General features: G+C 33.1%; 12 protein-coding genes. All 12 read left to right on the forward strand.

Annotation, left to right across the window (positions count from 1 at the left end; all coding sequences use genetic code 11):
• Window positions 1-45: 45 nt before the first annotated feature.
• The 12 genes from DZ68_RS0107610 to DZ68_RS0107665 are packed head-to-tail and all read left to right on the forward strand — an operon-like array spanning window position 46 to window position 16,000.
• Entirely contained in the window at window positions 46-381 is a 336-nt protein-coding gene (locus tag DZ68_RS0107610) for a carboxymuconolactone decarboxylase family protein (RefSeq protein ID WP_024788020.1), read from the forward strand.
• Entirely contained in the window at window positions 371-1,342 is a 972-nt protein-coding gene (pdhA, locus tag DZ68_RS0107615; RefSeq protein ID WP_024788021.1) for a pyruvate dehydrogenase (acetyl-transferring) E1 component subunit alpha, read from the forward strand. The genes DZ68_RS0107610 and pdhA overlap by 11 nt, the downstream gene beginning before the upstream one ends.
• Window positions 1,329-2,303, forward strand: a complete 975-nt coding sequence (locus DZ68_RS0107620) for an alpha-ketoacid dehydrogenase subunit beta (protein ID WP_024788022.1) — start codon at window positions 1,329-1,331, stop codon at window positions 2,301-2,303. Before pdhA ends, DZ68_RS0107620 begins: the two co-directional genes overlap by 14 nt.
• Window positions 2,293-3,495, forward strand: a complete 1,203-nt coding sequence (locus DZ68_RS0107625; RefSeq protein WP_024790141.1) for a 2-oxo acid dehydrogenase subunit E2 — start codon at window positions 2,293-2,295, stop codon at window positions 3,493-3,495. Before DZ68_RS0107620 ends, DZ68_RS0107625 begins: the two co-directional genes overlap by 11 nt.
• Window positions 3,492-4,781, forward strand: coding sequence for an NAD(P)/FAD-dependent oxidoreductase (locus DZ68_RS0107630; protein ID WP_024790142.1), 1,290 nt, complete (start codon window positions 3,492-3,494; stop codon window positions 4,779-4,781). Before DZ68_RS0107625 ends, DZ68_RS0107630 begins: the two co-directional genes overlap by 4 nt.
• Window positions 4,781-7,459, forward strand: a complete 2,679-nt coding sequence (locus DZ68_RS0107635; RefSeq protein ID WP_024790954.1) for a plasma-membrane proton-efflux P-type ATPase — start codon at window positions 4,781-4,783, stop codon at window positions 7,457-7,459. The genes DZ68_RS0107630 and DZ68_RS0107635 overlap by 1 nt, the downstream gene beginning before the upstream one ends.
• The gene (locus DZ68_RS0107640) at window positions 7,456-8,691 is read left to right on the forward strand and encodes a DUF4010 domain-containing protein (RefSeq protein WP_173391319.1); all 1,236 of its coding nucleotides are present in this window, start codon (window positions 7,456-7,458) and stop codon (window positions 8,689-8,691) included. Before DZ68_RS0107635 ends, DZ68_RS0107640 begins: the two co-directional genes overlap by 4 nt.
• Before the next feature lie 59 nt (window positions 8,692-8,750).
• A complete protein-coding gene (locus tag DZ68_RS0107645; protein WP_024790144.1) occupies window positions 8,751-9,659 on the forward strand; it encodes an aldolase in 909 nt (302 codons plus the stop codon).
• The gene (gene ppsA, locus DZ68_RS0107650) at window positions 9,656-12,052 is read left to right on the forward strand and encodes a phosphoenolpyruvate synthase (RefSeq protein ID WP_024790145.1); all 2,397 of its coding nucleotides are present in this window, start codon (window positions 9,656-9,658) and stop codon (window positions 12,050-12,052) included. The genes DZ68_RS0107645 and ppsA overlap by 4 nt, the downstream gene beginning before the upstream one ends.
• Entirely contained in the window at window positions 12,049-13,452 is a 1,404-nt protein-coding gene (locus tag DZ68_RS0107655) for an MBL fold metallo-hydrolase RNA specificity domain-containing protein (protein WP_024790956.1), read from the forward strand. Before ppsA ends, DZ68_RS0107655 begins: the two co-directional genes overlap by 4 nt.
• A complete protein-coding gene (locus DZ68_RS0107660) occupies window positions 13,449-14,753 on the forward strand; it encodes an APC family permease (protein WP_024788030.1) in 1,305 nt (434 codons plus the stop codon). The genes DZ68_RS0107655 and DZ68_RS0107660 overlap by 4 nt, the downstream gene beginning before the upstream one ends.
• A complete protein-coding gene (locus tag DZ68_RS0107665; protein WP_024788031.1) occupies window positions 14,750-16,000 on the forward strand; it encodes an arsenic transporter in 1,251 nt (416 codons plus the stop codon). Before DZ68_RS0107660 ends, DZ68_RS0107665 begins: the two co-directional genes overlap by 4 nt.
• Window positions 16,001-16,009 lie beyond the last annotated feature (9 nt).

Raw genomic sequence — 16,009 nt, forward strand, 5'->3', positions numbered from 1 at the left:
GTTTGAAGAGTTAAAATATAGATATAAAACTTTTAAGGAGGGAAAATGAAGGAAAAATTACAGGAAATCGGAAAATTATTAGAAGAGCTTAAAAAAAACAAACCCGAAGAGATTCAGTCTTTTTTAAATTTTATGCAGAGGGCTGAAAAAGATTCTGCAATTAGCGCTAAAAACAAAGAACTTATAAATATATCTTTGGCTGTTGCGGCTCAGTGTCAATGGTGCATAGCATTTCATACAAAAAACGCTCTAAATCTTGGAGCAACAAAAGATGAAATTTTAGATGCGGGATTTCAGGCCGTTTTAATGCACGGAGGTCCAGCTCTAATGTATATGATACCTCTACTTGAAGCAATTGAGGAGTTTGGAAATGAAAGTTAGTGAAATAAAAACATTTTATTATCTGATGAAACTGGGACGCCGTTTTGAAGAAGCTGCAAAACAGGAGTATATGAAAGGGAATATTGCTGGGTTTTTACATCTTGATATAGGTCAGGAGGCTGTGAGTGTCGGAACTATGCAGGCATTTGACAAAGGTGATGTTTTTACCCATTATCGTGAGCATGTGCTTGCAGTTGCAAGGGGGATGGAGCCTAAACTCATAATGGCCGAACTTTTCGGTAAAAAAACAGGAATTTCAAAAGGAAAAGGCGGAAGTATGCACCTTTTCGAGCCAAAACTCAGTTTTTACGGAGGAGATGCAATTGTAGGAGGCCAGTTTCCTATGGCTGTAGGCTGCGCATATGCCAGGAAAATTCAGGGTGAAAATGCAGGGGTTTTTGCAATAGGCGGAGACGGAGCCACAAACGGAGGCGCTTTTTTTGAAAGTATCAATTTAGCCGCCGCATGGAAACTTCCGATTATATTTTTTATAGAAAATAATTTCTACGCAATAGGCACAAGAATCGGATGGGTCAGCCCTTTTGAAGAGCTTTACAAAAAGGCAAAAAATTATATGCCGGCCGTTAGAATTGACGGAATGGATGTATGCGAGGTTTATAATGAGGTTTTAAAGGCAAAAGAATATATAGAAAACGGCCTCGGACCTTATTTTATAGAAGCCCAAACATACAGATACGAAGGGCATTCTATGAGCGATGCCGGAAAATACAGAAGTGAAGAAGAAATAGATATTTTTAAAAGAAGAGACCCTATTGAAAATCTAAAAAACAGAGCCATAAAAGAAGGAATTGTTGAAAAAGAATATTTTAATCAAACGGATAAAAAAGTAGAAAAAGAAATTGAAGAGGCCGTCGAATTTGCAGCTAATTCCCCGGAACCTGAAATAGATGAATTATATAAAGATGTATATTGCAAGGAGTGTGAAAATGTTGTATCGTGAGGCATTAAACAGAGCCATTGACGAATCAATGGCGGAAGATGAAAGTATAGTTATTCTCGGTGAAGATGTAGGAAGATACGGGGGAAGTTACAGGGTAAGCGAAGGACTTTTCAGCAAATACGGAAAAAAAAGGGTAATCGATACTCCTATAGCGGAACTCAGTATTGTGGGAAATGCGGTCGGTATGGCCATAGGAGGACTTAGGCCGATAGCCGAAATAATGACAGAAAATTTTTCGCTTCTTGCATTTGACCAAATTATAAATCATGCAAGTAAACTCAGATATATGAGCGGGGGAAAAATCACCCTGCCGCTTACTATTAGAATGGCTGGGGGTGTATCTCGTCAGCTTGCCGCCCAGCACAGTGAAAATTATGAAACAATGCTCAGCTCAGTTCCCGGACTTTATGTTTTGTGTGCAAGCAATGCAACATATGCATACCATGCGTTAAAATGGGCTATTTTCAGCAACGACCCCGTAATTTTTCTTGAACATGAACTGCTTTATCCGGTTGATATGGAGTTTAAAGAAATTGAAAACTTCAATCCTTTTAAAGCAGAAGTTGTAAAAAAGGGAAAAGATTTAACAATACTTACTTATTTTAAAATGAGATATGATGTAATCGAAGCTGTAAAAGAGCTTGAAAAAGCAGGAATTGACGCTGAAATTATTGATTTAAATTCTCTTAGACCCCTAGATATTGAAACAATAGCAGAGTCTATTAAAAAAACAAAAAAATGTGTAATTGTAGAAGAAGACCATAAAACAGGCGGAATGGGAGCTGAAATAGCCGCCGAGATTATAGAAGAGTGTTTTTACAATTTAGACGCACCACTTCTTAGAATTGCTGGAGAAGAAGTTCCTATTCCTTATAACAGAAAACTTGAACTCGCTTCAATTCCTACACCCGATAAAATAACTCAAAAAATCCTTAAATGGAAGGCCCAAAATGGAATATAAAGTTACAATGCCTATTTTATCCGACACAATGGATAAAGGTAAAATTGTTAAATGGTATGTTAGTGTTGGGGATATTGTAAAAAAAGGCGACAAATTAGTTGAAGTGGAATCCGACAAAGCCACCATGGATATAGAAAACTACGAAAACGGTGTTGTTAAAAAAATTTTAGCTAATGTTGGGGATGAAGTTCCGGTAAAAAGCGTTATTGCAATAATTGAGAAGAGTGGGCAAGAACCAAGTAGCCAAGTTTCAAGTTCCAAGAAGCCAAGTAGCCAAGTTTTAAGTTCCAAGAAGCCAAGTAGTGAAGAAATAGATATTGATAAATTAATTAACGAACTGACTTCTTCTTCAGAACAATCAATTTCCGGCAATGCATCACCTGTGGCAAAGAAAAAAGCAAAAGAGTATAACATTGATATAGAAAAACTTCAAAATGAAAATGCCCTTCCAAAACCCGCCCACGAAAAAGATATTAACGAATTTTTGCTAAACAGATATTTTACAAAAAAAGCAGCTAAATTAATAAATGAATACAATTTAGACATAAATGAATTCAAATTAAACCATAAAATAAGAGAAACTGAAGTATTAAATTATATAAAAACAAATAATATCGCAAAAACAATAAAACTTAACGCAAATCAGTTGGCTGTTATCAAAAATGTTGAAAATTCACTTACAAAACCTATATTCTTTATATTTGAAGAAATAGAAATTGAAAAAAAAGAAGGCATTAAATTGACGGCCATTTTAATTAAAGCTTTAGCAAATGCTATGCAAAAAAATCCGCTTACAAGAAGTGTTTTAAAAGACAATAGCTTACTTACCTACCCTGCTTCAAACATATCTGTTGCAGTTAGTAGAAATGATGGACTTTATATGGCTGTAATTAAAAAAGCAGAAGAAAAAACTTTAAATGAAATAAATGAATGGTTAAAAGAAATTAAGACAAAAAGACTTACTATTGAAGATTTAACAAACTCTACTTTTGGACTTAGCAATCTTGGAATGTTTAATATAAAAAGATTTAGCGCTTTAATAAATGATAAAGATAGCGGTATAATGGCTGTTGGAAGTTTAATTGACGGAAAAATAAAAGTTACTTTTACATTTGATCATAGAATTATAAACGGCGTGGAAGCGGCTAAATTTGTAAATGATTTTAAAAATGAAATTAAAGGGATAAAATGAGAGATGTAATATGTTTGGGGGGCGGACTTAATTATGCAGCCGCCGTTGTTTTGGCAAAAGCAGGGCTTAAAGTCACGTTAATAGAAAAAGATTTAAATTTTTTAGGAGGAAATTGTCTGCATGCAGGATGTATTCCTTCAAAAAATATGCTTCATAGGGCTAAAACAGTTTTAGAATCAAGTGAAGATGTTTTTATTGAAAAGGCAAAAGTTAATGTAGAAAAATTACTTAACAAAACATTTGATAGGATTAAAAAAAATACTGAGGCTATTAAAATGCAGTTAAAAGCCGCAGGCGTAGAAGTTTTAGAAGCAAAAGGATATGTAACCGATGAAGGTATAGAAGTAAATGGAGAAATTTTAAAAGCAAAATATATAATAATTGGGACTGGTTCTCACCCAAGAGTACCTGATGGAATAGAAGTTGATAACAAAAAAATAATCACTTCAAAAGAAGTGTTTTCTTTAACTCAATTGCCAAAACATATCGCAATATACGGAAGTGGCCCAATTGGGCTTGAATTTGCAGGATATTTTGCAGCACTTGGTGTAAAAGTTGATTTAATTTATAGACATGAAAATATTTCTAAAAAAATAGCTCCTGAAATTGTTGAAAAACTACAAGAGCAGTTGAAGTTAATAGGCATAAATTTAGTTCCTAACACATCTATAACCAAAGCTGTTGCAAATAAAAAAGTAGAAATTCAAACGAATAACGGCAAAAAAGAAGCTGATTTGCTTTTAGTTGCAACCGGCAGAATTCCAAATACATGGATGATAAAAACTCCTAATTTAAAAATTTCAAAAGGAATTGATACAAATGAATATTTTCAAACTACTCTGCCAAATGTTTTCGCAATTGGAGATGTGAATGCAAAACTTATGCTAGCCCACGCAGCAAGGGCCGAGGCGCTGAATGTAGCAAACCGGATTTTGGGCAAAAAAGAAAAACTAAGCCTTGATAATATTCCAAAATTTATCTATACAATTCCTTTAAATTACGCAGCTGCCGGGAAAATGGAAGGTAAAAAAACTGTTTTTCCACTAAATCGTCTTGGAATAAGCGGAGCTGTATTAAACAGTGAAAACGGACTGGTAATTTTATATACCGATGAAGAAAATTTTATAAACGGGGCTGAAATATTAGCGCCTAATGCAGAAGAGATTATAGGAATAATAAGTGCTGCCCTTGCAGGAGAGATGGATAAAGACACACTGCTTAAAGCAGTATTTCCTCATCCAACTTTCTCAGAATCAATTGACAGAGTTTTAAGGAGGGTTAAATAATGGCCATACCAGTTAATGAAGTTAAAAATTTAAGTGTTGATGAAGTAGCAAAAAAATTTGAAACGGATTTGCAAAAAGGACTTAGCGAAGAAGAAGCTAAAAAAAGACTAAAGCAATATGGATATAATGAAATCCCCGAATATAAAGAGCCACTGTGGCACAGAATTTTCAGGAGATTCTGGGGACCAATTCCTTGGATGATTGAAATTGCGGCTATTCTTAGTGCGCTTGTTCACAGATGGGAAGATTTTACTATTATTATGATAATGCTTTTTGTAAATGCGGGGCTTGATTTTTATCAGGAGCACAAAGCCTTAAACGCAATAGAAGTATTAAAGAAAAAATTAGCAAGAAAAGCACTGGTTCTCAGAGATGGCAATTGGCAGGAAATTTTAGCCAAAGAACTGGTCCCCGGAGATATTATAAAAATAAAAATAGGTGACATTATCCCGGCCGATGTAAAATTAACAGGCGGAGGTGATTATATTTCGGTTGACCAATCTGCCCTAACAGGTGAGAGTCTGCCCGTAAATAAAAAACCGGCAGATGTGGCTTATTCCAATTCTATTATAAAACAGGGTGAAATGATAGCAATTGTAGTTGGAACCGCTCTTAACACATATTTTGGGAAAACAGTAAAACTGGTGGAAAAAGCCCAGGAAAAACAAAGAAGCCATTTTCAAAAGATGGTAATAAAAGTTGGAAACTTTTTGATAATTATTACTGTATTTTTAGTAGGTATTATTATCTTTGCCGGCATTAAAAGGGGTGACCCTATTTTTGATTTGCTTGAATTTTCACTGGTTTTGACAGTTGCGGCAATTCCGGTAGCCCTTCCTACAGTTTTAACGGTTGTAATGGCAGTGGGGGCTTTGAACCTTGCCAGAAAACAGGCAATTGTTTCAAGACTTGCGGCTATTGAAGAAATGGCGGGAATGGATGTATTGTGTTCTGATAAGACGGGAACACTTACACAAAACAAAATGAGCGTAGGAAATATTTACACAGAAGACGGGCATACGCAAGAAGAAGTGATTACTTACGCAGTATTGGCAAGTAAAAAAGAAAACAACGACCCGATTGAAAAACCTATTTTTGAATGGGCAGACAAAAACAATTTAAAAATTCCAGAATTTACATTAGAAAAATTTATTCCATTTGACCCTGTAAGAAAAAGAACAGAAAGCTATTTAAAATTAGATAATAAAGAAATGATAGTTACAAAAGGTGCCCCTCAGGTTATTATTGAAATGTGCAATTTAACCGACGATGAGAAGAAAAAAGCTTACGCTAAAGTTGAAGGATTCGCTGAAGATGGATTTAGAACGCTTGGTGTGGCCTATAAAACAAAAGAGGAAAACAGCTTTAATTTTGTAGGTCTAATTCCTCTGTTTGACCCGCCTAGAGTTGACAGTAAAGAGGCAATTGAAGAAGCAAAAGCAAAAGGCGTTGAAGTTAAAATGGTAACGGGTGATAATGTTGCCGTAGCAAAATATATAGCAAGAATTTTGGGAATTGGAGAAAATATATATTCTATAAGAGACCTTAAAAACGAAAAAAACGACGAATATATAATACTTTCCGAAGTAATTTCAAAAGCACTCTTGAAAGCTATGAATCTAAGTGATGAGGAAGTTAATGAAAAAGTAAAAGAAATAGTAAAACTTGTAAAAGAAGAGATAGAAAAATCAAGAAAGCTTGTTAAAGGCTCTGTTAAAAGACATGAAAGTGAAATTATAAAAATTATTGAAGAAGCAAACGGTTTTGCAGAAGTATTTCCTGAAGATAAATATTTTATAGTGGATGAGCTTCAAAAAGCAGACCATATCGTAGGTATGACGGGAGACGGTGTAAATGACGCACCGGCTCTTCGCAAAGCAGATACTGGAATTGCGGTAAGCGGTGCAACAGATGCGGCAAGAGCGGCTGCTGATATTATTCTTATGGCTCCTGGACTTAAAGTTATTGTAGACGCAATTAAGGAAGCCAGAATTACATTTGAAAGAATGAAAAGTTATACTGTTTTTAGAATTGCCGAAACACTAAGGGTAATATTCTTTATGACACTGGCTATTGTTCTATTTAATATTTATCCTGTTACAGCTTTAATGCTTATTATTTTAGCCCTTTTGAATGATATTCCAATTTTGGCAATTGCATATGATAATACAAAAGTTCGTGAAAAACCGGTACGTTGGGATATGCATGAGATACTGATTCTTTCCAGCTGGCTTGGAATTGCAGGAGTGCTTAGCAGCTTTTTATTTTTTTATCTTTTAATGGCTTATTTACAATATCATCCAGACACTCCATTTTTTATGCCTATGGTGCCTGAGTGGGTAAATATACACGATCCTAAAAGTTATCTCGGATTTGTTCAGGCTGCATTTTTTGCAAAACTTGTAATTGCTGGACACGGAACAATTTACAATACGCGTATTGACGACTGGTTTTATAAAAAACCGTATCCTAGCGCAATACTTTTTGGTGCAACAATTTCAACAAGAATAATTGGAACAATTATTTCAATTTATGGATTTGGACTTATGACACCTATCGGATGGGCATGGGGGCTTTTTGTATGGATTTATGCAATAGTTTGGTTTATTTTTAACGATGCAGTTAAAATGGCTGTAATTAAATATTACAGAAAAATGAAAGGTGAAGAAATTTTATGATTCCAATAGATTTATTATATTTTTTAATAATTCTGTCTTTTTCTTTTCTTACAGGACTTGAGCTTAAAACATATAAATTATCAAAACAGGTTCAAAAGCCCCATTTCGGCTCTGCCAGAACTTCCACTTTTATAGGAATTTTAGGCTTTGCTTTTTATAAAATTAATATAAATCTTTATATTTTAGGATATTTTTCTTTAACTCTCCTTTATGCGATTCATTATTATTTTAAAAACCAAAATTTAAGAACTTCAATTCTTTCTTTTTTGGTAATTTCACTTGTTTACTCTTTTTCAGGACTTTTATTTACTACCAAAAATATATGGTCTATAGCTATAATTTTTGTTTCAATTGTATTTATTTTAAATTATAAATCACACACCAAAAATATTTTTTCGCAAATAAATCAAAATGAAATAGAAACTTTTGGAAAATTCATTCTTTTAAGTGCGGTTATTTTACCTGTTTTACCAAAAAATCCTTTACCGTTTATTGGTATTTCAGCTTTTAAAATATGGCTTGTAGTTGTAATAATTTCTGCAATTTCATATTTCAGTTATATCGCACAGAAATTTCTTTTTAAAAACAAATCCTTTTTAATTACAGGTATTTTCGGAGGTCTTTATTCTTCCACCGCCACAACGGTGGTTCTTTCTAAAAAAGCTTTTAGTATTAATGCAAAAGACAATGTGCTGAGTATTATAAATTCATCCATTATTTTAGCAACTTCTATGATGTATTTAAGACTTTTAGTAATTGCTTTTATCTTTAATCAAAATATTTTTTATAAACTTTTAATACCTTTTTTAATTTTTTCTTTAACTGGAATTATTATTTCTTTTTTTCTTTATAAATCAAATCTAAATATTGAAGCTCCTATTGATGATAGAAACCCTTTAGAACTTGGTACAGCTTTTGTGTTTGCAATTCTTTTTGTTTTTATGATTTTAATTACAAAGTTTGTAACAATCCATTATGGTAATTTGGGGCTAAAAATTCTTTCATTTATTGTGGGATTTACGGATATAGACCCGTTTATTTTATCGTTAATCACAGGCAAAATCTCCATTAATATAAATGAAATTGCAAGCGCAGTTATAATAGCGGCAGGAAGCAATAATATTTTAAAAGCTTTGTATTCATATATTTTTAGCAAAAAAATCACTTTTTTAGCAAGCATTTTTTTAATTATTTTAGGAATTATTACTATAATTTACGGTATTATAATTTAATTTAAGCAATACTTAAGAAAAAAAGCGTTACAATAAATAAAACTTTTAAGGAGCGGGAGATGAAAAAATATATCCCGGCAGATGTGCCGATAGGTAAAAAAGAGGAATTTCTAAAAAATTTTTTAGAAATTACAAACAATACCGGAAGACTTATGCTTTTTGCAGGAGACCAGAAAATTGAACATTTGAATAATGATTTTTACGGCGAAGGAATATCGCAGGACGACAATAATCCAGAACATTTATTTAAAATAGCAGCAAACGCAAAAATAGGAGTTTTTGCCACTCAGTTCGGACTGATTACAAGATATGCAAATCTTTATCCTGATGTGCCTTATTTAGTAAAACTAAATTCAAAAACAAATATAATCCCCTATTCTGCAAAAGACCCGTATTCAAAACAGATGATTGATATGAAAAATGTGATTGAACTTAAAAACGATATGGGAGTTAATATAAAAGGTGTTGGATATACCGTTTATCTGGGAAGCGAATATGAAAGGGAAATGTTAAGCGAAGCGGCTAAAATAGTACATGATGCCCACAAAAACGCAATGATTGCTGTTTTATGGATGTATCCAAAAGGAAAATTTGTAAAAGACGAGCACGACCCTCATATAATAGCAGGGGCTGCAGGTGTAGCCGCATGTCTCGGGGCTGATTTTGCAAAAGTCAAAGTGCCTTACAAAAATGGAAAATTCAAACCTGAACTTTTAAAAGAAGCAACTTCTGCTGCAGGAAATACCGGAGTATTATGCGAAGGCGGTAAAAAAATAGACGAAACAGAATTTTTAAAAGAATTATATGCCCAAATTCATATAGGCGGTTCCAGGGGAAACGGGACAGGAAGAAATATACATCAAAGACCAATAGATGAAGCTATAAAAATGGCAAATGCAATTTATGCAATAACATGCGAAAACAAATCAGTAGAAGATGCAATAAAAATTTTAAGGAGAAGAAAATGAGTGAATTTATAAAATGGTTCAGTGAAATTGGAATTAAAGATGTGGATGAAGTGGGAGGTAAAAACGCAAGTTTAGGTGAAATGTATAACCATCTGACACCTCTTGGTGTAAATGTCCCAAACGGATTTGCTGTAACTGCAAGCGCTTATAGACATTATTTAGAAAAAAATAATTTAAACGAGCCTTTAGCCCAGCTATTTAAAAATTTCAATCCTGACAATATTGATGAACTTAAAAAAGTGGGTAAAACTGCAAGAAATCTGATAATGAAAGCCAAAATTCCTGAAGATTTGAAAAAAGAGATTTTAGAAAATTACCACAAACTTCAAGAGCAATACGGAGAAGATGTAAGCTTAGCCGTAAGAAGCTCCGCCACTGCGGAAGATTCACCAACTGCTTCATTTGCCGGGCAAAATGAAACATATCTTAATATAAAAGGCGAAGATAATCTGCTTTGGGCATATAAAATGTGTATCGCTTCTAATTTTACAGACAGAAGTATAAGTTATAAATATACCCACGATTTCGACCCACTTAAAGTATATCTTTCAGTCGTTATTATGAAAATGGTAAGAAGTGACTTGGGAAGCAGCGGAGTAATGTTCAGTATTGATACAGAAACAGGATTTAGAGATGTTGTATTTATTAATGCTGCCTGGGGGCTTGGGGAAAATGTGGTCCAGGGAACTATAAATCCGGACAGCTTTTTTGTGCATAAACCGACTTTTAAAAAAGGGAAAAAGGCGGTTTTAAAAAGAAAATTAGGTGAAAAAGAAAAAATGATGGTGTTTAGCAAAACACTTGAAACTGCAAATCTGGCAGAACAGTTTACAAAAAACCTTAAAACACCTATAGAAAAAAGAAGAAGATTTGCTATTTCTGATGAAGAAGTACTTAAACTTGCAGACTGGGCTATAAAAATAGAAGAACATTATTCCGAAGTAAACAATCATTACACACCTATGGATATGGAATGGGCAAAAGACGGGATAGATGAAAAACTTTATATGGTTCAGGCAAGACCTGAAACAGTTCATTCCCAGGAAAAGGCGACAGAATTTGAAATATACAAACTGCTTGAAAAAGGTAAAGTGCTTCTGACAGGAAATGCCGTGGGAGAAAAAATAGGAGCTGGGAAAGTATGTATTATGCATTCAATGGCAGAGGCCGATAAATTTGAAAAAGGGGATGTTTTAGTAGCACCTACAACAAGCCCAGACTGGGAACCTGTTATGAAAATAGCAAGTGCAATTATCACAGAAACAGGAGGGAGAACTTGCCACGCTGCAATTGTGAGTCGTGAGCTTGGAAAACCTGCAATCGTAGGGGCAAAAAATGCGACTAAAATATTAAAAGACAACCAACCGGTAACAGTCAGCTGCTCTGAAGGGGAAGTTGGAAAAGTATATGATGGAATACTTAAATTTCAAGTGGAAAAAGTTGATATTTCAAAGCTTCCTCGTCCAAAAACAAAAATTATGATGAATTTAGGAAATCCGGAACTAGCGTTCTCACTTGCCAAACTTCCTGTTGATGGAATAGGTCTTGCTAGAATGGAATTTATTATTACAAATTACATAAAAGCACACCCTATGGCGATCAAACATACGGAATTACTCAGTGAAACCGAAAGAGCTTTAATTGATGAACTTGCCTTTCCTTTTGACGGAGATGCCCAGGACTTCTTTATAAAAACATTAAGTGAGGGTGTGGCGACTCTTGCAGCAAGCGTTTATCCTAAAAAATGTATTGTCAGAATGAGCGATTTTAAATCAAATGAATATGCTAATCTGTTAGGGGGAAGGCATTTTGAACCTGTAGAAGACAATCCAATGCTCGGATTCCGCGGGGCCGCCAGATATACGCATCCGAATTATAAAGAAGGGTTTGAGCTTGAATGTCTTGCTATGAAAAGGGCAATCTGTGAGATGGGATTTGAAAACATTGTTTTAATGATACCGTTTTGCAGAAGAATCGATGAGGCAAAAAGGGTAAAAGAGGCAATGATTCAAAACGGTTTGGGTAATGTGCCTATTTATATGATGTGTGAAATACCAAACAATGTAATCCAGATAGATAAATTCCTTGAAATTTACGACGGAATAAGTATTGGAACAAACGATTTAACACAGTTAACTTTAGGGGTTGACAGAGATTCTCAAATAGTTGCTTTCGATTATGATGAAAGGGACGAGGGTGCAAAAAAGATGGTCAAAATGGCGGTTGACGGAGCAAAAAGACACAACAAATATAACGGCCTTTGCGGTCAGGCACCAAGCGATTACCCTGATTTTGCAGAATTTTTAGTCAATATCGGAATTGAAAGTATGAGTTTAAACCCGGATAGCGTATTGAAAATTATAAAAGATATCGCTGAAATGGAGCAAAAATGATACTAAAAAAACAAGCTTACGAAGAATCTCATGGTGCAGCAAAAATAGTAACAGGTTCTATGCATATCTTAGATACTGTAAAAAGCAGGGTTTTGATAGATGCAGGTATGTTTCAGGGACATGATGAATATAAAAATTTCGAACCTTTAGGATTTAATCCTAAAGAAATTGACGCTTTATTTTTAACACATGCCCACTTAGACCATGTAGGAAGAATTCCCCTTCTTTACAAATACGGATTTAAAGGAGAGGTTTTTGCACACCCGGCTACATTTGACATAGCAAAAATTGTTTTACTTGATGCTGCAAAACTTCAGGAAGAGGATTACGAAACAAAATTTAAAAAAGCCCAGAGAAAAGGTAAAGAAAAATTAATCAGAAAACCTCTTTACACCGTTGATGAAGTAAAATCTATTTTTAAAAAAATGAAAAAAAGAAAAATAGAATATAATAAAAGTTTTAAATATAAAAATTTAAAAGTAAAATATAAAGATGCCGGACATATACTGGGAAGTAGTTTTATTGAATTTACTTTTGAAGAATTCGGACTTAAAAAAAGAGTAGTTTTCAGCGGGGATTTGGGAAACAAAAACAACAATATTTTACCTCCTCTTGAAAAACCGACATATGCAGACGCCCTGTTTATTGAATCAACTTACGGAGACAGACTTCATAAGAGTTTTGAAGAGAGCAAAACGGAATTCAAAAAAGCGGTTATTCAAACACTTATGAACGGCGGAAATGTATTAATTCCGACATTTGCAATAGAAAGGGCCCAGCAGATTTTATGCCTGCTTAAAGAAATGAGCGATGAAAAATCTCTTCCAAAAGATGCAAAAGTGTTTCTTGATTCTCCAATGGCGGATAAAGTAACCTCTGTTTATAAAAAATGGCATAAATTACTTAAAAAAAGCTGCCAAAAATATAAAAACCATCCATTTGAATTTAAACAGCTGCGTTTTGTAAAAGATGTGGAAGAGTCAAAAAAAATTAATGATATTGAAAGAGGCTGTGTAATTTTGGCCGGAAGCGGTATGTGCAACGGAGGAAGAATACTTCATCATTTCAAACACAGAATCTGGAATCCGAGAAACGCTGTTATTTTTGTAGGTTACCAGGCAGTCGGAACACTCGGGAGAGATATGATAAACGGGGCAAAAAATATCAGAATTTATCATGAGGATATTATTGTCAGAAGCAAACTTTATACGATTAACGGTTTTTCAGCCCATGCAGACCAGAGAGAATTAATTGAATGGTTGAGGGAATTTAAAACACTTGAAAAAATATTTTTGATTCACGGGGAATATGACAAACAGGTAATTTTCCGCTCTGTAATTTTAAATGAAATGAATAAAAAAGCCCATATCGTAGAAGAAAGGGAAAAAATTTATCTATGAAAAATAAAGCTTTTGGGCTGTGGAGCACTATATTTTTAGGTATTGGCTCTATGGTTGGAGCCGGGATATTTATTGTAATTGGAGAAGCCGGAAGTATTGCAGGAAATATTGTATGGGTTTCATTTGTAATTGGAGGGATTATTGCTTTTCTTAGCGGTTATTCCCTTGCAAAATTAGCTCTTAGATATCCATCTCGAGGAGGAATAGTTGAATATTTAGTCCAAGAATTTAATGTAAATATCTTCTCAGGTGGAATGAGTGTAATGTTTTATTTTGCCGAGCTTATCACTATTGCAGCAGTTACTAAGAGTTTTGGAGAATATGGAGCAAGGCTTTTTGGACATTCTTCAACTTTTACCATCAATTCTTTTGGTCTTGGAATTCTTGCATTTTTTACAATAGTAAATCTAATAGGTGCAAATCTTGTTGCTAAAAGTGAAAATATAATAGTAATTATTAAACTCTCAGTTTTAGTTATTTTTACCATTTTAGCTTTTTTTACTATAAACACCGAATATCTTTCTATTAAAAACACTCCTCCAATTATTAATATGTTTTTTGCTGTAGGGCTTACTTTCTTTGCTTATCAAGGTTTTAGCGTTATTACAAATACTATTGAAGATATGAAAAATTCTAAAAAAAATATGCTAAGAGCAATGCTTTTATCAATTTTAATTGTAATGATTTTATATGTGACAATTAGTATTACCGTTTTAGGAAATTTACCTTTAAAAGAAGTTATAAAAGCAAAAGATTATGCGTTAGCTCTTGCAGCAAAACCTGTATTAGGAGAACTTGGATTTAAAATTATGGCAATAACTGCTCTTATTTCAACTGCAAGTGCAATAAATGCAACACTTTATGCAACTACACAAATAAGTTATACCTTAGCAAAAAACGGGGAACTTCCAAAAGAATATGAATATAATATTTTTCATTCCACTGAGGGTCTTTTAATAAGTGTAGCTTTGATTATTCCTATAATTTTATTTTTAAATTTAACAGAAATTACAACTGTAGCAGCATTAAGTGTTTTAATAATTCAAGGCATTGTCCATTTAGGGCACTTAAGAGTGTATCATAGAACAGATGCGAACAAATATCTTGTTTTTCTCGCATTTTTTTTTATGTTTTTAGTGGTAATTTTAACTCTTTATTATAATGCACAAAAAGATATAAGTATTATTTGGTATTTAACAGGAAGTTTCATATTGGCTTTTATTATAGAATATACATTAAGAAAAATTACTCATAGAAAAATTACAAAACAAATCCCTAATATTTATAAAAAATTTGAATGATTATAGCACTTTCAATTTTTTTGATTACCCTAATTTTTATTATATGGCAGCCAAAAGGCCTGCAAATTGGAACTACTGCAATAATCGGAGCATTTATAGCTCTTATTTTAGGAGTTGTAAATTTTAACGATGTTATTGAAGTAATTAAAATAGTCTGGGATGCGACACTTGCATTTATTGGGATTATAATTCTTTCTATGGTTTTAGATAAATTAGGATTTTTTGAATATATGGCAATAAAAATTGCAAAACTTTCACGCGGCAATGGAAACTTAATGTTTATAAATTCTATGCTTCTTGGAAGTGTAGTTTCAGCATTTTTTGCAAATGACGGGGCAGCTCTTATTTTAACCCCTATATTACTATCAAAATTAAAAATGTTAAAACTAAACTTAAAAACAATAACTGCATTTTTACTCGCAGGTGGATTTATAAGTGATTCTGCGTCTCTTCCTTTTGTATTTTCAAACCTAACAAATATAATAACGGCAGATTTTTTCCATATAGGATTTTTTGAATATTTTAAAAATATGTTTTTTCCTTTCATTGTAAATACAATAGCTTCAACTTTTATTTTATGGCTGTTTTTAAGAAAAAAAATTCCAAATAAAATTGATATAAATTTACTGCCACCTGCAAAAAGTGTAATTAAAGATGAAAAACTATTTATTTTTTCTTTTTTCTTTTTAGCATTACTTTTAACCGGATATTTTATTGGAGATTTTTATCATATCCCGATTTCAATATTTGCGCTAGGAGGGGCTTTAATTTTTCTTTTAATTTCACATAATAAAATAGTTAATGCAAAAGAAATTATTTTAACAGCTCCCTGGCAGATAGTATGGTTTAGTATTGGGCTTTATATTGTGGTATATGGACTAAAAAATGCAGGTCTGACAGATTATTTGAGTATAATTTTAAAACATCTGCTTGAAATAAATAATAATTTGGCAATTATTGCAACAGGATTTATATCTGCTATTTTAAGTGCAATTATGAATAATTTACCTACAGTTATGATTATGGATATTTCATTAAAGCATATAGGAAATGAAGCTATGATTTATGCAAATATAATCGGTTCAAATCTTGGACCAAAAATGACACCTTTTGGCTCTTTAGCCACACTTCTTTGGCTGCATGTATTAGATAAAAAAGGAATTAAAATTACATTTAAAGAATATACAAAGTTTGGACTTATAATTACACCACCTGTATTATTTATAGTTCTTTTAACTTTAATTTAAGGAGAAAAA

It is taken from the genome of Lebetimonas sp. JS085 (assembly GCF_000523295.1).
GTDB lineage: Bacteria > Campylobacterota > Campylobacteria > Campylobacterales > Nautiliaceae > Lebetimonas.